The following is a 17096-nucleotide window of genomic DNA, read 5'->3' on the forward strand; positions in this document are numbered from 1 at the left end:
GTTGCGATCACTCACTAGTTCTTCCATTCCGCGCTGCGGGGTGCTACTTGGCGGCATCAGGCGTTGCTCTTTTCGGCTCCCACAGCTCCACCTTGTTGCCCTCGGGGTCCATAACCCAGGCGAAGCGGCCGGTTTGCGCATCGCCCTCGCGCTTGAGCGGCGTCACGCCCTTGGCAGCCAGCTTGGCCAGGTAAGCGTCCATGTCGTCCACGGCGTAGTTGATCATGAACTCACTGGTAGACGGCGCAAAGTAGCCCGTAGTGGGCGAGAAGGCCCGCCACGTGACGACCGGCGGGTGCTGCGGCGCGTCGTAGCGCAGCGCGGCGCCGCCCCAGGGCTGCAGCGGCAGGCCCAGCACGTCGCGGTACCAGGCCACCAGCGCCTTGGGGTCCTTGGCTTTGAAGAAGACGCCGCCTATGCCGGTGATGCGGCCGGGCTCGGGCGCCGCCACGGGTTTGGCAGGCTCGGTCTGTGCGTGGGCGCCAGTCAGCAGCAATGTGGCCAGGGACAGGGCGATACTGGTTGCTCTTGCGGCCATGGTGGCGCTCCTTGTTAGAGTGAGTTTGGGCAAATTGTAGGGGGCACGCCGCTGTTGCGCGTGTGCGTTCCCTAGTGCGCGCACACGCGCAACAACAAACGACGAAAGAAATGGGTCTTGGCAACGAGCAACGCTATAGTTGCCCCAAAAGCCGACAACGGCGACAGGGAGAACACATGACAGAGCCTGACCGCGCCGTCACCACATCCGGCAGCACCGGCGCAACCGGGTGGCGCGCCGGCGCAGCCGCAACGCTGTTGCTCGGCTTGATGCTGCTGGACTACGTGCTGTGCTGGTGGCCCGAGTCTGCAATCCAGGCCGTTTTGCAAGACGGCCGGTATTACTACCCGGGAACGGGCACCATAGTTCGAACCGTCAGCTTGTACAGGCTACCCCATCTGGCGGTCTGCCTGGTCGTGGCGTATTTCGCGCTGCTGTACCTCAGGGGGACTCAGCCCGCATGGAGGGCGCCCCGACGGGCATTGCTGTGGGTGGCCTTCGGCAGTTACGTGGTGGCGACCGTCGTGGTCCTGACCTACTTTTCATTCAGCTTCAAAAGCCCGTGGCGCCCGTATATTGACATTGCACTGCCCCTGCTTTGTTTGTTGTTCAGACTGTCGGCGCTGATCGCCATGTGGCAGATCATCTGGGGCGGCCAGCGACCCTCCACAGAACCAAGCTGGGCAGAGACACAGCCCACTGCTGATGCCGACGCCACTGCCGCCGCCGATCAGGCACCCGCACGCAAGACCTGGGTGAGCACGGTCATCGCCATGGCGCTGGCCATGTCACCAGTTCTGCCGGTGTGGGACTTTTTGAAGCGCTTTGCGGTTGTGCCATACATGCTGCCGGGCAAGGATCGGGCCGGAGAAGTCATCACCGCCTTGCTCGTGGCCTGGCTGGTGGTCAGGGCGGCAGATGCACGCGGCCTGGTGCGTTGGCAGGGGGGCAGCAGGCTCGTCACGCTGGCGATGTGGCTGCTGGTGCTGTATATCGTTGTGTCGCCTGTGGCCTTTGTGCTATCCGCCATTCCGTATGGCGGCGGCAGCCGGTCACCTATCCTCAGCCTGTTTTTCAGCGCGGCGCAACTGTTGGGCTTGCTGACAGTCGTTGCCCGGCTACGCGTGCGCTAGTCAAGCGGCGGTCATTCCTTGTCCTCAGCTTCCGGGCGGGGCGCCAGGGCGCGCAGGCCTTCGGCGTCGCAGGAATGCTTGACCTCGGGGCTGGTGGCCACGCCCATGGACAGCGCGTCGTGTCCCCCTACCTTCTGGCAGCTTTGCCAGCGCTGGCTGCTGCGCTCATGGCCCTGGCACAGCAACACGGACACGCCGTCTTGCCGCTTCAACGCGCTGGGGTGAAAGAAGTAGGCAAAGCCTCGTCGGTTGGCCAGGTTGGTCCACGTCTCGACCAGCGCCTTGTCGGCCTTGCCATCGGTGTACTGTGCGATGAACTGCTGCAGCTTGTAGGGCGCGCCGGGCACGATCTCGCCACTGTCGCGGTAGTTGCTGTGAAAGCCCACCTGGGTCTGGGCGGCGGGGTAGTCGTCGGTGAAATAGCGCTCCTTGCCGCCCAGGAAAAAGCGCGAGCAAGACGAACGGCAGTAGCCAGAGACGTAGGTGGCGATGCCCTTCTCGCGAAACAGCTCGGCCACCCGGTAGCCCACATCTGCGTTGCCCCCGGGTGAATTGCGCAGCACCGCCACCTTCAGCAGGGGGTTGCCGGCAAACACATCCTTCAGGCGGCTGTATTCGTTGCCCTCGACCTTGCCAGACAGGATGACCTGCTCGCCGCAGGTCTTGATGTCCATGGCGTGCAGCGGCAGCGCGGCCAGGGCGCACAGCAGGGCCAGCGCCCTGGGTTTGAATAGATTCATAAGGGGCACAGTCTGCCATACTGCTGCCCATGAAAAAATCCTTCCACCCCCTGCTGAGCGCCTTGTCCATGGCCGTGGCCGTGGCATTGACCACCACCGCCGCCTTGCCCCCGGCCGCCCTGGCTGCCGAGCCGGCCCAGGCCACCAAGCCCGCCACCCCGGCGGTGATGAACCAGATCTATGCCGACTACTGGGAAGAGTTCCTGCGCGACAACCCGGTGTCGGCCACGTTCAACGGCGACAACCGCTTCAACGACCGCTTTGGCGCCACCACCTCGGCCGAGGGGCGCGCACAGACCAAGCGCCTGGCCGACAAGTACCTGGCGCTGACGGCGCAGTGGGACCCGGCCACGCTGCCGGCTGAGGACCGCATCAGCTACGACCTGCTGCGCTACCGCCTGCAGCAGCAGCTGGATGGGCTGAACTTCCCCAGCAACCTGGTGCCGCTGAACCAGTCGGGCGGCCTGCACCTCACCTATGCGCAGCTGGGCTCGGGCCGGGTGGCGCAGCCCTTCACCACGGTGAAGGACTACGACAACTGGCTGGCGCGCGCCGCCGGCCTGCCCGCTGCCATGGACGCGCAGATCGCCGACATGCGCCGTGGCATGGCGCAGGGCGTGGTGCTGCCCAAGGCGCTGGCCGCGCAGGTGCTGCCGCAGTTGCAAAACTTTGCCACGGGCGACTTGGACAAGAACGTCTACCTGTCGCCCATCAAGAAATTCCCCGACAGCTTCAGCGATGCCGACAAGGCGCGCCTCACCGCCGCCTACACCGCGCTGGTGCGCGACAGCATTGTGCCGGCCTACCAGCGCCTGCTGGCCTTCATGCGCGACACCTACCTGCCCGCAGCCCGCGACACGGTGGGCCTGAGCGCGCTGCCGGGCGGCCCGGCGTGGTATGCCTTCCAGGCCAAGGCGTCCACCACCACGGCGCTGACACCGGAGCAGATCCACACCATCGGCCTGAACGAGGTGGCCCGCATCCGCGTGCTGTTTGAGCAGGCCAAGGAACGCGTGGGCTTCAAGGGCACGCTGAAAGAGTTCTTCAACCACCTGAACACCGCGCCCGAGCTGCGCTTTGCCACCCGCGAGGAGATGCAGGCCGCCTACGAGGCGCTGCGCCCGAGGGTGAATGCCCAGGCGCCCAAGTTCTTTGGCAAGATACCGACCACACCGTTTGAGATCCGCCAGGTGGAGAGCTTTCGCGAGGTGAGCGCGGCGCCCGCCAGCTACCAGCCGGGCCTGCCCGATGGTTCTCGCCCCGGCATCTTCTATTACAACGCCTACAAGCCCGAGACACGCACACGCTTCACCACCACGGCGTTCTTTGTGCACGAGGCCATACCCGGCCACCACTTCGAGATCAGCCTGGCGCGCGAGCAGACCGGCCTGCCGGCCTTCCGCCGCTTTGGCGGCACCGGTGCCTACAGCGAGGGCTGGGGCCTGTACAGCGAAATGCTGGGCCAGGAAATGGGCCTGTATGACGACCCCTGGCAGTGGGTGGGTCGCCTGTCGGCCGAAATCTGGCGCGGCGTGCGCCTGGTGGTGGACACCGGCATCCACGCCAAGGGCTGGACGCGCGAGCAGGCCATTGCCTACTTCATGGACAACGTGCCGCAAGGCGAGGTGGTGGCCACCCAGGAGGTGGAGCGCTACATCGGCTGGCCGGGCCAGGCGCTGAGCTACAAGATTGGCGAGCTGAAGCTGCGCGAACTGCGCACCCGCGCCGAAAAGGCGCTGGGCAACAAGTTTGACATCCGCGCCTTCCACGACGAGGTGCTGGCCCACGGCTCGGTGCCGCTGGTGGTGCTGGAGGCGGCGGTGGACCGGTGGATTGCAGCGAAGAAGGGCTGATGAGGCGAGCGCGCAGCCGCCGGCCTGACGCCGGTGGGCCCCGCGCGGGCGCCTAGAACGTTGCCCAATCGCCGTCGGCTTCGGCCGCTGCCGGCGGCGGTGCTGGCGGCTTGGCGGGGCTGGCGGCCTTGGCTGCTGCGGCGGGCTTGTGGGCCACCGCCAAAGAGGGCCGCTTGGCCAGCGTGGGTGCGGGCGCACGCGCAGGCGCGGCCACCGGCGCATGCGCAGGGGCGCGCGGCGGCGGCGGCGCCGCGCCCATGCCTTCGGCCAGCTTGAAGGTGGCCACGGCCTGCACCAGGTCTTGCGCCTGGGTGCGCAGGCTGGCCGCGGCGGCGGCCATCTGCTCGACCAGCGCGGCGTTTTGCTGCGTGGTCTGGTCCATCTCGGTCACCGCCTCACCCACCTGGGCCACGCCCTGGGATTGTTCGGAGCTGGCGGCGCTGATCTCGCCCATGATGTCGGTCACGCGGCGTATGCTGGCCACCACCTCCGTCATGGTGCTGCCGGCCTTGTCCACCAGTGCGGTGCCTTGGTCGACCCGCTCCACGCTGGTGTTGATCAGGGTCTTGATTTCCTTGGCGGCTTCGGCGCTGCGCCCGGCCAGGCTGCGCACCTCGCTGGCCACCACGGCAAAGCCACGGCCCTGCTCACCGGCGCGGGCGGCCTCCACCGCGGCATTCAGCGCCAGGATGTTGGTCTGGAAGGCGATGCCGTCGATGACGCTGATGATGTCGGCAATCTTCTTGGACGATTCGCTGATGCCCTTCATGGTTTGCACCACCTGGCCCACCACCTCGCCGCCCTGCACGGCCACGGTGCTGGCGCTCATCGCCAGCTGGTTGGCCTGACGGGCGTTGTCGGCGTTTTGCTTGACGGTGGAGGACAGCTCTTCCATCGACGCGGCGGTTTCCTCCAGTGCGCTGGCCTGCGTCTCGGTGCGGGCCGACAGGTCGTGGTTGCCCTGGGCGATCTCGGCGCTGGACGACGCCACCGACTCGGAGCCGCGCCGCACGTTGGAGACCACCCGGGCCAGGTTGGCCTGCATGTTTTGCAAGGACTTGAGCAGCATGCCCATCTCGTCGCTGCTGCGGTGGTCCAGGTGGGCCGTCAGATCCCCATCGGCCACGCGCTTGGAGAACTGCAAGGCCTTCTCCACCGGCTGGGTGATGGAGCGGGTGATGGACCAGGCCAGGAACACCCCGATGACGATGGCCACCAGGGAGCCGCCGATGGTCATGCTGGTGACGGAGCCGTTGAGCTTGCCGGCGCTGTCGTACTGATCCTTGGCCATGGAGACCTGGATCTCGTTGAGCTTGGCCAGGGTGTCAAACACCTTGGGCGCCAGTTTGCTGATTTTGTCCTCGTAGATCTTTTCGGCCTCTTCCTTCTTGCCGGCGGCGATGGCGTCGCGCGCGGGCGTGAGGCCGTCCCGGCGGTAGGCCAGCAGCGCGGGCTCGAACTCCTTGGCCAGCGCCTTTTCGGCGTCGGAGAGGTCCGTGGCCAGGTAGGCCTTCCAGGCCAGGTCCACCTTCTCGGTGTTGGCTTTCTGCTCTGCGCTGCGCTTGGCGATGTTGTCGGGCTTGGGGTCAAGGATCATGTCCATCACCAGCAGCCGGTTGCGCATGGACAGGTATTGCACCGCGCCCAGCTCGCGCATGGGGATCAAATTGTTGCTGTAGATCTCTTTCACCGAGCCAAAGGTCTTGCCGATGCCACTGAGGCCCATGCCGGCGATGCCGGCCAGCAAGAGAAGCAACAGGCCAAAGGCCAGTCCCAAACGCGTCCCGATTTTCAAATCAGCAAGGAAACCCATGAGACGACTCCGTTCTTTAGATTGGTATATCGGCAGCCCTGGATGGTTTTTGTAATGAAATTGTCACAATTCATTATGAGCGGGCGCGGCGGTTCTGCATAGCTTTACCTGCGCCTAACCGTCTCTCTCAATTCGGGAGGCATGCTGATGCACCATCATGCTCAAACACCTCTCATGCCCCCTCTCTCGCGGCCTAACACGCCACATTTCACGCCACCTCCCCCGCCTTGTTCTGGCCGCCTGCTTTACCGCATTGCTGCCCGGCTGCGGCGGCGGCGGTGACGCCAGCAGCGCCGCCACCATCTACAGCCCCGGCTCGCTGCAAATCACCGACAACACCGTGGGCACAGGCACGGTGGCCGCCAACGGCAACACGGTCACCGTCACGTACACGGCCTGGCTCTACGCCTCGACCGCCACGGATTTCAAGGACAAGCAGATCGACAGCCAGTCGGTGACCTTCGTGCTGGGCAAGGGCCAGGTCATCTCGGGATTCGACCAGGGCGTGGTGGGCATGAAGGTGGGCGGCACGCGCACGCTGCTGATCCCCTATTCGCTGGCCTACGGCTCCACGGGGTATGGGGCGGTACCGGGGTATTCGGGCTTGGTGTTCACGATCACGCTGACGGCGGTGCAGTAATTCAAGCTGCGCTGCGCAAGTTGAACAGGCGCGGCCGGGGGGCCAAAAGTTACTTTGTATGATTGCGCTAAGAATCGCAGATACAAGGGCGGTACCTAATGCCAGAACAGTTGCCTCATGTGCCCCCCGGTGTGGGGTTGCTTGTCACCGCAATCTCCAAAAATGGATTCCCGTCGAGCGAGCGCGAGATGCGAAAACGCATACGGGACATACTCCCAGAGTTGCGCCGTCAATCCGAACTCTATCAAGCTGATAGCTTTGGTCAGGCGGCCAAAGCGAAGCCGACAGAGTTTGACGTATATCTTGACGGTGGCCTAGACCTATTCTCGAGACGAGCTTGTCAAAATTTTGAATGTCGCATGGCACTGGCTGAGCGCCTAACTCGTAGCGTAGGGCTTATCGCTGATCACATTTGGGTAACCGACAACCTGACGAGCGATTTGGCAAATTTCGGGCGAGTTACAAATGCAAAGCTAGACAAACTGTTCGACGATGGACTGCTCACATTGGTTCTGTTCCCATTAATTGCAGCCGGAATTTTGAAATTCCGCCCTCCAGCTATTCCCGCATGTCAGTCATGCATAGACCGGTTTGAAACTACTGTCGAGAGCATCACGGACAAGTTGCTCAATGAGTACGCTGGCGAGGTGTCGGTAGTTCGCCCAGGAGATGGAACATACAGAGTTCATACCGGAGCCCTCTATGAGCCATCTGCGTCGATGTATGGCTATGAAAAGAACATCGATCCAACTTCAACCCCACGAGATTTCGCGCAGTTTCAGATTTACACAGCTGTACATGGAGCCCTTTGGGCAGCAAGAGATGCTTCTTTGGGTTCAGGAGTGGTATTTTCAAACTCTCGCGTTGGTATCGCTGGTCTACAGCATCAAGAGGGTCGGGCTTTTTCGCGGCAGCAAATGGCATTGTTGGACAACAGCGGGCGCTTCGCGATCCCCTGGGTCAGTGAATTAAGCCCCGTGCAAGTCTTACAGCTTCGCCAAGAGGCCTCACAGGCTATGCCGAAATTTCGCGAAAAAATAGCCGGCACACTAAACTCTCAACTAAATGACATAGGCAGTTCGAAGTCCACAGAGCTTCTTCATGAGCTTCGCCATCAAGCCGCCGAAGTTAGGGCGGAGCTAGAAGTCATCGAGAAGAGCGCCGCCAGGTATTGGAAGACCGGATATGCGGTGCTTGGTTTGGGCCTTTCTGCTTTCGGAGTTGCAACAGATCAGGTAGTGCCGGCGGTCGGTGGTCTCTTGCCAATACTCCAACTCCTCATCAACCACAAGTCTGGACATGAGAAAGATGTTGAGGCTCTGAAACGTAAGCCTGGTTACGTACTCGTCAAAGCCCAGGACCTACTAGCTCACACTCATAATTGACCCGTAGAGCGTAGCCATCAACTCGCCAACGCGGCCCGCACAATCGCCGCCGCATCCACGCCAAAAAACTCCCGCAGCGCAGCCCGCGTGTCACTGCGCCCAAACCCGTCCGTGCCCAGCGTGCGGTAGGCCCGCCCTTCGGGCACATAGGCGCGTATGGCTTCGGGCACGGCGCGCACGTAGTCGGTGGCGGCGATGACCGGGCCGTCGCCCACGCCGGTGATCAGCTGGTGGGTGATGAAAGGCAGGCGGCCGGTTTCGTTGTCGGGGTGGCTCTCGGCGCCGGGCTCGGGGGTGCCGGTGGCGTGCTCGGCTTGGTGGGCGGTGGCGCCGTCGCGGGCCAGCTCGCTCCAGCTCGTCACACTGAGCACTTCCACCGCAAAGCCGTGCTCGGGGCCGGCCAGCACCTTGGCGGCCTTCAGCACCTCGGTGAGGATAGCGCCGCTGCCCATCAGCGTGATGGGCTTGCCGGTGCCGTTGACCTCGGCGCCATAGGTGGCAAAGCGGTAGCAGCCGCGCACCACGTCGCCCTCTGCGCCTGCGGGCAAATCCGGCTGGGCGTAGTTTTCGTTCATCATCGTGACGTAATAGAACACGTCTTGCTGCTGCTCCAGCATCTCGCGCATGCCGTGGTCGATGATGACGGCCAGCTCGCCGGCAAAGGCCGGGTCGTAGGCCTTGCAGTTGGGGATGGTGGCGGCCATCAGGTGGCTGCTGCCGTCCTGGTGCTGCAGGCCTTCGCCGCCCAGCGTGGTGCGGCCGCTGGTGGCGCCCAGCAGGAAGCCGCGTGCGCGTTGGTCCGCCGCGGCCCAGATCTGGTCGCCCACGCGCTGGAAGCCGAACATGCTGTAGTAGATGTAGAACGGCAGCATGGCCAGGCCGTGCACGCTGTAGCTGGTGGCGGCGGCCGTCCAGCTGGCCAGGGCGCCGGCTTCTGAGATGCCCTCTTCCAGGATCTGGCCGTCCAGCGCCTCACGGTAGCTGAGCACGCTGCCTATGTCTTCGGGCGCATAGCGCTGGCCCACGCTGGAATAAATGCCCACCTGTTTGAACAGGTTGGCCATGCCGAAGGTGCGGGCCTCGTCGGCCACGATGGGCACGATGCGCGGGCCCAGCGTGCTGTCTTTCAGCAGCCCGCCCAGCATGCGCACGAAGGCCATGGTGGTGCTCATCTCCTTGCCATCGGCGGCCAGCGCAAACTGCGCGTAGCTGGCCAGCGGCGGCACGGCCACCACCGCGCACTGCGTCAGGCGCTTGGGCATGGCGCCGCCCAGGGCCTGGCGCTTGTCCATCAGGTAGCGCATCTCGGCGCTGTCTGCCGGCGGGCGGTAGAACTGCAGCTGGGTGACCTGCTCGTCGCTCAGCGGCAGGTTGAAGCGGTTGCGAAAGGCGATCAAATCCGTTTCGTCAAACTTCTTCTGGCTGTGCGTGGTCATCTTGCCCTGGCCGGCGCTGCCCATGCCATAGCCCTTCTTGGTGTGGGCCAGAATGACGGTGGGTTGGCCGGTGTGCTTGGCGGCGGCGTCATAGGCGGCGTGAATTTTGACGAGGTCATGGCCGCCGCGCTTCAGGCGGTCGATCTGCTCGTCGGTCATGCCCTGGGCTAATCGGGCCAGCTCTTCGTTCTGGCCGAAGAAGGTGTCGCGGTTGTAGCGGCCGTCTTTGGCGGCAAAGGTCTGCATCTGGCCGTCGACCGTGTTGGCGAAGGCGCGGGCGAGTGCCCCTGTGGTGTCTCTGGCAAACAGGCCGTCCCAATCACTGCCCCACACCAGCTTGATGACGTTCCAACCGGCGCCGGCAAACAGCTTTTCCAGCTCGTCGATGATGCGGCCGTTGCCGCGCACGGGGCCATCGAGCCGCTGCAGGTTGCAGTTGACCACCCACACCAGGTTGTCCAGGCCCTCTCTGGCGGCCAGGGTCAGGGCGGACATGCTCTCGGGCTCATCCATCTCGCCGTCGCCAAACACGCCCCACACGCGGCGCTGGTTCAGCGCGCGGCCATCGGGCGCGGTGTGGGCGCCGCAGTCCAGCAGGCCACGGTGGGTGAGGTAGCGCATGAAGCGCGCGTGGTAGATGGAGCTGATAGGCCCCAGCCCCATGGAGCCGGTGGGGAACTGCCAGAAGTCTGGCATCAAATACGGGTGCGGGTAGCTGCACAGGCCGCGTGCCAGCGGTTGCGCGCTGCCGTCGCTGCCCTCGTCGTCGCTCAGCTCCAGCGCGTGCTGGGCCTGGCGGGCGGCGGGGGCGGTGAGCTCTTGGCGATAGTGCTTCAGGTCGTCTTCGGTCAGGCGGCCCTCCAAATAGGCGCGGGCGTAGACGCCGGGGCTGCTGTGGGGCTGGAAGAAGACCAGGTCGCCACCGTGGCCGCCGGGCTGGTCGCGCTCGGCGGCGTGGAAGAAGTGGTTGAAGCCGGTTTCAAACAGGTCGGCCGCGCTGGCATAGCTGGCAATGTGGCCGCCCAGCTCGCCATAGGCCTGGTTGGCGCGCACCACCATGGCCAGCGCGTTCCAGCGCATCAGGCCGGCCAGGTGCTCTTCCACCGCCAGGTCGCCAGGGAACTGGGGCTGCTGGTCAACGCCTATGGTGTTGATGTAGGGCGTGCACAGCTCGGGCTGCCAGCCGGTGCGCGCGGTGCGGGCCTGGCGGGCCAGCTCGTCGAGGATGTAGCGGGCGCGCGCGGGGCCTTGCGCGGCCAGCAGCGTGGCGAAGGCGTCGCGCCACTCCTGGGTTTCTTGCGGGTCGACGTCTTGGTTGTCGGCGGAGGACATCAGGTCAATTGCGGGTGATGCTGTTGCCCGAGTTCTTCACCCAGTCGCCCACGGCGTAGCGGGGGTCGTTGTTGAAGGCGAAGGTTTTCTTGTCGCCGTTGTCGTATTGCACTTCCACGTTCCACACCTTGGTGGCCTTGTAGCGGCGCTCGGCCTCGCGGCCCAGCAGCGCGCCACCCACGGCGCCGGCCACGGTGGCCAGCGTCTTGCCGTTGCCGCCGCCGACCTGGTTGCCCAGCACGCCGCCCACCACGGCGCCACCGGCGGTGCCGACCACGCCGGCCTCGCCCTTGCGCTCGGACACATGCACCGAGACCACGCGGCCGCACGTGCTGCAGCTGGGTTCGCCATTGCGCTGTGCGACCTGTGCCGCGCCGCGCTGCGCCTTGGCGGAGGCGATGGCCGCGTCATACTCGGCCTTGGCGTCGCGCCGGCAGGTGATGCGGGCGTTGGCGTCTTTCTCATCGTTGCACAGCTTCTTGTCCTGGTCGTAGCGGGCGCTGGCGGCCTTGGCCTCGGCGTTGTAGCGCTCGTCGGCAGCGCTGGCGGCGTGGGCCGCGCCGGACAAGCCCAGCAGGGCCGCCAGGGCCAGGGTGGCGTTGCATAGCAGTTTTGCGGATGGTGTTGTCATGGCTGTCTCCTTCTAGGGGTTGTGCAGGGGGTGCACGGGGTTGCACAAGCTCTTTGCAGTGTAGCGGGGGTGGCGGTTTTTTTCAGTGGGACACGCAACACGAAAATGGGGGATGCCTGGTGGCGGGGGGACGGGCTGGCGACGCCCTGCGGCCGGCGCTAAAATTCGCGCTGTCTGAGTGCGCCGCCGCCGGTGGCGCACCGCCTGTGCCGAGGGGCGCTGCAGCGGGGCCACCCGCCACGCTCGACACGGGTTGACCCACGTAAGGGCGCCTTTCTCAAGAGAAAGGCCTGCTTATGTCTGGCTTGTTGAATGGCGCACCCTCCCCCACTGTTGCTGGCCGCGTTGTGGCGCTGTGGCGCTATCCCGTCAAATCCATGGCTGCCGAGGCGCTGACCGAGGTGGATGTCAGCTGGCACGGCCTGGCGGGCGACCGCCGCTGGGCCTTTGTGCAAGACGGCCACCCGCTCAGCGGTTTCCCCTGGCTGACGCTGCGCGAGCGCGCCGACATGGCCCACTACCAACCCAGCTTCACCGACCCCGCGCGGCCCGACAAATCCGCCACGCAGGTGCGCACGCCCAGCGGCGCCAGCTTTGACGTGACAGACCCCGCGCTGGCCGCCGAGCTGTGCCCCACGGGCGCACGGGTGCTGCGGCAAGACCGGGGCGTGTTCGACACCTTTCCGCTGTCGCTCATCACCACGCAGACCATCGCGCGGCTGGGTGAGCAAGTGGGCACCAGCCTGGACGTGCAGCGTTTCCGCCCCAACATCCTGGTGCAGGCGGCGGGCGACGCCCCGTTTGCCGAGGACGACTGGGTCGGCCGCGTGCTGCGCCTAGGCAGCCTGCGCCTGCGCGTGGACAAGCGCGATGGGCGCTGCGTGGTCATCACCATCGACCCGGTGACGACGCAACGCAACCCTGCCGTGCTGCGCACCGTGGCCAACGAGCGCCAGGGGTGCCTGGGGGTGTACGGCAGCACCGTAGAGCCGGGGCGCGTGGCGGTGGGGGATGAGGTGGTTGTGGAGGGGTGAGGCGGGCGGTGCTGCGTCGTTCACCTCACGGCGCAGTGGGACCCTTGCAGTTGAGGGGCAGCGCGGCGGCGGGCAGCGTGGTCCCGTTGGTGCCCATGGCCGTCATCTTGGCGGGCACAGGGGCGCCGGCGCACACCCAGGCGATAGGCACCATAGGGGCATCCGCCACCACGGCGGGGCGCAGCGTCAACTGTTTGCCCTGCAGGTTGCGGTTGGCCTGGTTGCCGAAGGTGACGGTGATGGCACCCTCTGCCACCGCCACCCCGCTGACGTAGTTGCCCACGATCTTGTCGCTGGCCGGAAGGCCGGCCGCGGCATTGTCCGACGGCAGCTTGCGCGTGGTGGCGTAGGTGACGGCCACCGCCTGACGTACGAAGTCGGCCACGGCCACGCCCTCCACCACCTGGTTGCGCATGATGCGTTCCACGAACGAGGGCAGCGCGATGCTGGCCAGGATGGCGATGACGGCGACGACCACCATCAGCTCCACCAGCGTGAAGCCGGTGCGTTCAGGGTTCGGGTGTTGTCGCATAAGGCCGGACACGGCAAGCGGCTTAAAGCGGGGTGACCGCCAGCACGCGGTGGGCCACCATGTCCAACGCCGGGCGGGTGTTGCCCTGCTTGTCGGTCCACACTTTGGGGGTGATGCTGCCCGCCAGCGACACGGCGTCGGCATCGCGCAGGGCCAGCAGCGCGGCGGCGGCTATGGCGTCAAACGCGATCACGTTGACCAGCACCGTTTCGCCGTCGTTGGCGGGTGCGCGCACCTTGGCCACCACAAACGGGGTGTTTCCTTTGCCAAGGCGCTGCTCGGGGTCGCCGAAAACACGGCCTGAAACCAAAGCGTCAATCATCGACATATCCCCGTTGCGCCACAATAGCCCGTATGAGAGCCGATGCTAGCAGCACCCACACCCCCCTGGCCGAGCGCCTGCGCCCCAAGACGCTGGGCGAGGTGATCGGCCAGCAGCACCTGCTGGGCGAGGGCATGGCGCTGCGCATTGCGTTTGAGTCGGGCCAGCCGCACAGCTGCATCCTGTGGGGGCCGCCGGGCACCGGCAAGACCACCATCGCGCGGCTGATGGCGGATGCGTTTGACGCCCAGTTCTTGACCATCAGCGCCGTGTTGGGCGGTGTGAAGGACATCCGCGAGGCGGTGGAGCAAGCGCTGGTGGCGCAGGGCCAGGGGCGCCGCACCATCGTCTTCGTGGACGAGGTGCACCGCTTCAACAAGAGCCAGCAGGACGCCTTTTTGCCGCATGTGGAGAGCGGGCTGTTCACCTTCATCGGGGCCACCACCGAGAACCCTTCTTTCGAGGTCAACTCCGCCCTGCTGTCGCGCGCCGCCGTGTATGTGCTGCAGCCGCTGGGTGAGGAAGACCTGCGCGAGATCATCCGCCGCGCGCAAGCTGTGGGTGCCGTGCCGGCGATGGACGAGAAGGCGCGCGACCGCATGGTGGCCTATGCCGATGGCGACGCGCGACGCCTGCTGAACACGCTGGAAACCCTGGCCGTGGCCGCCACGGCGGAAAAGCGCGACCCCATCACCGACGACTGGCTGCTCAAGGTGCTGGGCGAGCGCCTGCGCCGCTATGACAAGGGCGGCGAGCAGTTCTACGACACCATCAGCGCGCTGCACAAGAGCGTGCGTGGGAGCGACCCGGATGCGTCGCTGTATTGGTTTGTGCGCATGCTGGACGGCGGCGCCGACCCACGCTACATGGCCCGCCGCCTGGTGCGCATGGCCAGCGAAGACATCGGCCTGGCCGACCCGCGTGCATTGAGATTGGCGCTGGACGCCGCCGAGGTGTATGAGCGCCTGGGCACGCCAGAGGGCGAGCTGGCGTTGGCCCAGTGCGTGGTGTACCTGGCGATGGCGCCCAAGTCCAACGCCGTGTACACCGCCTACAACGAGGCCAAGGCCTTCATCAAGAAAGACAGCACCCGCCCGGTGCCGCTGCACCTGCGCAACGCGCCGACCAAGCTGATGAAGCAGCTGGACTACGGCCGGGACTACCGCTATGCGCACAGCGAGGAAGGCGGCTATGCGGCGGGAGAGAACTATTTCCCCGATGGCATGGCGCCGCCCAATTGGTACCAACCCGTTGAACGCGGGCTGGAGATCAAGATTGGGGAGAAACTGCGGCAGCTGCGGGAGCTGGATGCGCAGGCCAGGGTGCAGAAGAAGGGCTAGCCGCGCGCCACCCGAACCCCTCGTTTGGGGGATGGCCACCCGCTGGCGGTGCCAGTAGACTTCACGTACCTGTCGCCCGCATGTGCGGGCTTTTTTATGCTGTTCATGACATCAACCGTCTCCAATTTTCAAAAACATACGACTCCCCGGCGAAACACCTTCCTCGTGATGGTGGCCTCATTGTTCACCTTGGCCCTGGCGGCCTGCGGCGGCAGCTCCCCCGCCAACGAAACAGCATTGACCCCAGCCAGCGCGATGGCCATGCAGGCCCGCGCGTTGCGCGTGGTGCAGCGACAAGCACCCACACCGCAAGTCCCAGTTCCTGCGGACGTGTTCGATTGGGCTGAACAGGCCTTCCCTCAGTTTTTTCCCGGCCACCCCAACACCCAGGTGGATGCCTCCGCCCTACCGGCGTTGACCTACCGCTACTACGCGGACACCGGCAACTACCTCGCCACGGCCGGCGGCAACCTGGTGGTCAAAGGGCCGTTTTCGGGCAATGCCGGCGTGGTCGTGGGTCAGCTGGCGGACTTTGCCTGCTTTGTCTACCCCGCGCATTGTGGATTTCCCAATATCGTTCAGTCCCCGCGGGACGTTGAAGTGCCCGCTGGCGCCACGGTGTTTTTCTCGGTCGACGTGGCCGCCGACGCCACCCAGAGCGCGCTGTCGTTCCAGTGGCAGGTCAGTCAGGACCAGGGCGCCAACTTTTCCAATATCCAAGGCGCCACCGATTCAACCCTGGCGCGGGGGAACCTGAGCGCGGCGGACAGCGGCTCGCAGTTCCGCGTCATCGTGACCAACGGCAATGGCAGTGTGGCCAGCAAGCGCGCGGTGTTGACCGTGAAGACCCGGATCTCGGTGGCGTTGTCACTGGCTGCCGGCGCCAGTGCCGCCACCGTGCAGGCCAGCCCGGGCGATCAAGTCATCTTCAAGGCCGTGCCGCCGGTTGGCCCGGGTACAACTTACCAGTGGCTGCGGGCTGGAACGCCGATCGCCGGCGCCGTGTCTGACACGCTGGTGGTGGACCCGGTGGCGGTGGCGGACGATGGCTTGGTCTATGCCGTCGCGGCCACCAGCGCCACCGGCGTGGTCATCCGCCAGACAGCGGCGCTTACCGTCGCCGCGCCGCTGAACGCCAAGGCGATCACCAGCTGCCGCGAAATCAACCAACCCGGCAGCTATTTCCTGCAAAAGGACCTGGTGCTGACCAGCATTCAGGGCCTGCCGGCGTGCCTGCAGGTCCATGACACCAGCGCCGTGCAGCTGGATTGCCGAGGCCACCTGATTTCGCAAACGGATGCGACGCATGGCCCGATGGTGTCCCTCACCAACGTGAAGAATTTCTCGCTGAAGAATTGCGTGCTGACAGACACCGTCTTGAACGTGCTCAACAGCAGCAACGGCAGCATCACGCACAACAACTTCGCCGCACCGGCCGCGCGCGCTGCCAGCAATGCGCTTGGCGGCGACTACCCGTCCCTGATCGTCAGCCTGGACCATTCAGACCACATCGTGATGGACAACAACGATCTGATCGGAAGCTTCCAGCTGGTGGTGGGCACCGCCAACACGATTTCGAACAACCGCGTGCTGTCTCCCGCCGGACCGAACAACAAGGCAACAGGCCTGGTCGTGCTGATGTATGGGTCACAGAACCGAATCCTGGGCAACCTGTTGGACGGCGGATCTCCCGGCGTGCTCGACTACAAATACCAGGGAGCCGATGACGGCATCGCACTGTTTGATGAAAGCGCAACGCTCATCCAGGGCAACACCATACGCAATGTGTTTGATTGCGGCGTGGAATGGATTGGCACCATCACGTCCAACGTCATTGACGGCAACACGATTTCCAATGCCGGCTACTGCGGCGTGGGCGGGTGGTATTGGCTCGGCCTGATCGGCTCCACGGTCTCCAACAACACGATGAGCAACCTGCCCCACATGTTCTGGATCTACCGCAACTACGGCTTGCGCGGCGCGGGCTTCATCCAGGCCCCGGCCAATGCCATCCCCGCGGACAGCGGGGTGTATTTCAAGGACAACCTGTTCTCAGGCAACCGCTACACCGGGCCGGTGCGTGCGGGCGGTGGTGGCGGCGCCTTGCAGCTGACCGACAACCTGGGCTACCTTTTCGGCGCGCCGGGCAATATCCGCCCGGGAACCACCGAGCCCACGGCCGCTGACTTTCACATCAGCAACAACGTGTTCAAGAACAATGACTTTACTCGCGCACAGCTGGGGCCGAGTTTCGGTGGCAGACCCAACAACGGCTTTGTCACGGATGGTGGCGGCAATATCTGCAACCCCGTCAATGGATACAACCAAGCCCCCTATCCACTCGCCTGCAACTGAGTGGGGCGCCAC

General features: G+C 65.1%; 14 protein-coding genes. 7 read left to right on the top strand and 7 right to left on the bottom strand.

Annotated features, from left to right (window positions below; all coding sequences use genetic code 11):
- Positions 1–43: 43 nt before the first annotated feature.
- Complete coding sequence (locus AC1DX2_RS10735) at positions 44–538, bottom strand: VOC family protein (RefSeq protein ID WP_477196330.1); 495 nt, start codon at positions 536–538, stop codon at positions 44–46.
- Positions 539–714: 176 nt separating this feature from the next.
- Here AC1DX2_RS10735 and AC1DX2_RS10740 point away from each other — a divergent pair, with 176 nt between their 5' ends.
- A complete protein-coding gene (locus AC1DX2_RS10740) occupies positions 715–1671 on the top strand; it encodes a hypothetical protein (protein ID WP_477196331.1) in 957 nt (318 codons plus the stop codon).
- Between the two features lie 11 nt (positions 1672–1682).
- Here the strand turns inward: AC1DX2_RS10740 and AC1DX2_RS10745 are convergent, their stop codons facing one another.
- Positions 1683–2411, bottom strand: a complete 729-nt coding sequence (locus AC1DX2_RS10745; RefSeq protein ID WP_477196332.1) for a hypothetical protein — start codon at positions 2409–2411, stop codon at positions 1683–1685.
- Positions 2412–2440: 29 nt separating this feature from the next.
- Between AC1DX2_RS10745 and AC1DX2_RS10750 the strand changes: the two genes are divergently transcribed.
- Positions 2441–4264 (top strand): DUF885 domain-containing protein, encoded by a 1824-nt coding sequence (locus AC1DX2_RS10750; RefSeq protein ID WP_477196333.1) that lies wholly within the window; start codon positions 2441–2443, stop codon positions 4262–4264.
- A 52-nt stretch (positions 4265–4316) separates the two neighbouring features.
- On the opposite strand, the gene AC1DX2_RS10755 is transcribed toward AC1DX2_RS10750, so the two are convergent.
- Positions 4317–6077, bottom strand: coding sequence for a methyl-accepting chemotaxis protein (locus tag AC1DX2_RS10755; protein WP_477196334.1), 1761 nt, complete (start codon positions 6075–6077; stop codon positions 4317–4319).
- A gap of 253 nt (positions 6078–6330) precedes the next feature.
- Between AC1DX2_RS10755 and AC1DX2_RS10760 the strand changes: the two genes are divergently transcribed.
- Together AC1DX2_RS10760 and AC1DX2_RS10765 are read left to right on the top strand one after the other, a co-directional pair.
- The gene (locus tag AC1DX2_RS10760) at positions 6331–6717 is read left to right on the top strand and encodes an FKBP-type peptidyl-prolyl cis-trans isomerase (RefSeq protein WP_477196335.1); all 387 of its coding nucleotides are present in this window, start codon (positions 6331–6333) and stop codon (positions 6715–6717) included.
- Positions 6718–6815: 98 nt separating this feature from the next.
- Positions 6816–8102 carry a hypothetical protein gene (locus tag AC1DX2_RS10765; protein WP_477196336.1) on the top strand — a complete coding sequence of 429 codons (1287 nt, stop codon included), beginning with the start codon at positions 6816–6818 and terminating at the stop codon, positions 8100–8102.
- Positions 8103–8119: 17 nt separating this feature from the next.
- On the opposite strand, the gene mdeB is transcribed toward AC1DX2_RS10765, so the two are convergent.
- Positions 8120–10870, bottom strand: coding sequence for an alpha-ketoglutarate dehydrogenase (gene mdeB, locus AC1DX2_RS10770; RefSeq protein ID WP_477196337.1), 2751 nt, complete (start codon positions 10868–10870; stop codon positions 8120–8122).
- Positions 10871–10874: 4 nt separating this feature from the next.
- A complete protein-coding gene (locus AC1DX2_RS10775) occupies positions 10875–11501 on the bottom strand; it encodes a glycine zipper 2TM domain-containing protein (RefSeq protein WP_477196338.1) in 627 nt (208 codons plus the stop codon).
- Between the two features lie 296 nt (positions 11502–11797).
- Between AC1DX2_RS10775 and AC1DX2_RS10780 the strand changes: the two genes are divergently transcribed.
- The gene (locus tag AC1DX2_RS10780; protein WP_477196339.1) at positions 11798–12535 is read left to right on the top strand and encodes an MOSC domain-containing protein; all 738 of its coding nucleotides are present in this window, start codon (positions 11798–11800) and stop codon (positions 12533–12535) included.
- Between the two features lie 25 nt (positions 12536–12560).
- Here the strand turns inward: AC1DX2_RS10780 and AC1DX2_RS10785 are convergent, their stop codons facing one another.
- Together AC1DX2_RS10785 and AC1DX2_RS10790 are read right to left on the bottom strand one after the other, a co-directional pair.
- A complete protein-coding gene (locus tag AC1DX2_RS10785; protein WP_477196340.1) occupies positions 12561–13067 on the bottom strand; it encodes a pilin in 507 nt (168 codons plus the stop codon).
- A 22-nt stretch (positions 13068–13089) separates the two neighbouring features.
- Positions 13090–13389 carry a single stranded DNA-binding domain-containing protein gene (locus AC1DX2_RS10790; protein ID WP_477196341.1) on the bottom strand — a complete coding sequence of 100 codons (300 nt, stop codon included), beginning with the start codon at positions 13387–13389 and terminating at the stop codon, positions 13090–13092.
- A gap of 32 nt (positions 13390–13421) precedes the next feature.
- On the opposite strand from AC1DX2_RS10790, the gene AC1DX2_RS10795 reads away from it, so the two are divergent.
- Positions 13422–14729, top strand: a complete 1308-nt coding sequence (locus tag AC1DX2_RS10795; RefSeq protein ID WP_477196342.1) for a replication-associated recombination protein A — start codon at positions 13422–13424, stop codon at positions 14727–14729.
- A 168-nt stretch (positions 14730–14897) separates the two neighbouring features.
- A complete protein-coding gene (locus AC1DX2_RS10800) occupies positions 14898–17084 on the top strand; it encodes a hypothetical protein (RefSeq protein WP_477196343.1) in 2187 nt (728 codons plus the stop codon).
- Positions 17085–17096 lie beyond the last annotated feature (12 nt).

It is taken from the genome of Hylemonella sp. P2_B10 (assembly GCF_056404875.1).

Excerpts from the sequence above, each read along its gene's own strand:
- AC1DX2_RS10735 (WP_477196330.1), bottom strand. The coding sequence starts at position 538 with ATGGCCGCAAGAGCAACCAGTATCGCCCTGTCCCTGGCCACATTGCTG.
- AC1DX2_RS10740 (WP_477196331.1), top strand. The coding sequence starts at position 715 with ATGACAGAGCCTGACCGCGCCGTCACCACATCCGGCAGCACCGGCGCA.
- AC1DX2_RS10745 (WP_477196332.1), bottom strand. The coding sequence starts at position 2,411 with ATGAATCTATTCAAACCCAGGGCGCTGGCCCTGCTGTGCGCCCTGGCC.
- AC1DX2_RS10750 (WP_477196333.1), top strand. The coding sequence starts at position 2,441 with ATGAAAAAATCCTTCCACCCCCTGCTGAGCGCCTTGTCCATGGCCGTG.
- AC1DX2_RS10755 (WP_477196334.1), bottom strand. The coding sequence starts at position 6,077 with ATGGGTTTCCTTGCTGATTTGAAAATCGGGACGCGTTTGGGACTGGCC.
- AC1DX2_RS10765 (WP_477196336.1), top strand. The coding sequence starts at position 6,816 with ATGCCAGAACAGTTGCCTCATGTGCCCCCCGGTGTGGGGTTGCTTGTC.
- mdeB (WP_477196337.1), bottom strand. The coding sequence starts at position 10,870 with ATGTCCTCCGCCGACAACCAAGACGTCGACCCGCAAGAAACCCAGGAG.
- AC1DX2_RS10775 (WP_477196338.1), bottom strand. The coding sequence starts at position 11,501 with ATGACAACACCATCCGCAAAACTGCTATGCAACGCCACCCTGGCCCTG.
- AC1DX2_RS10780 (WP_477196339.1), top strand. The coding sequence starts at position 11,798 with ATGTCTGGCTTGTTGAATGGCGCACCCTCCCCCACTGTTGCTGGCCGC.
- AC1DX2_RS10785 (WP_477196340.1), bottom strand. The coding sequence starts at position 13,067 with ATGCGACAACACCCGAACCCTGAACGCACCGGCTTCACGCTGGTGGAG.
- AC1DX2_RS10790 (WP_477196341.1), bottom strand. The coding sequence starts at position 13,389 with ATGATTGACGCTTTGGTTTCAGGCCGTGTTTTCGGCGACCCCGAGCAG.
- AC1DX2_RS10795 (WP_477196342.1), top strand. The coding sequence starts at position 13,422 with ATGAGAGCCGATGCTAGCAGCACCCACACCCCCCTGGCCGAGCGCCTG.
- AC1DX2_RS10800 (WP_477196343.1), top strand. The coding sequence starts at position 14,898 with ATGGTGGCCTCATTGTTCACCTTGGCCCTGGCGGCCTGCGGCGGCAGC.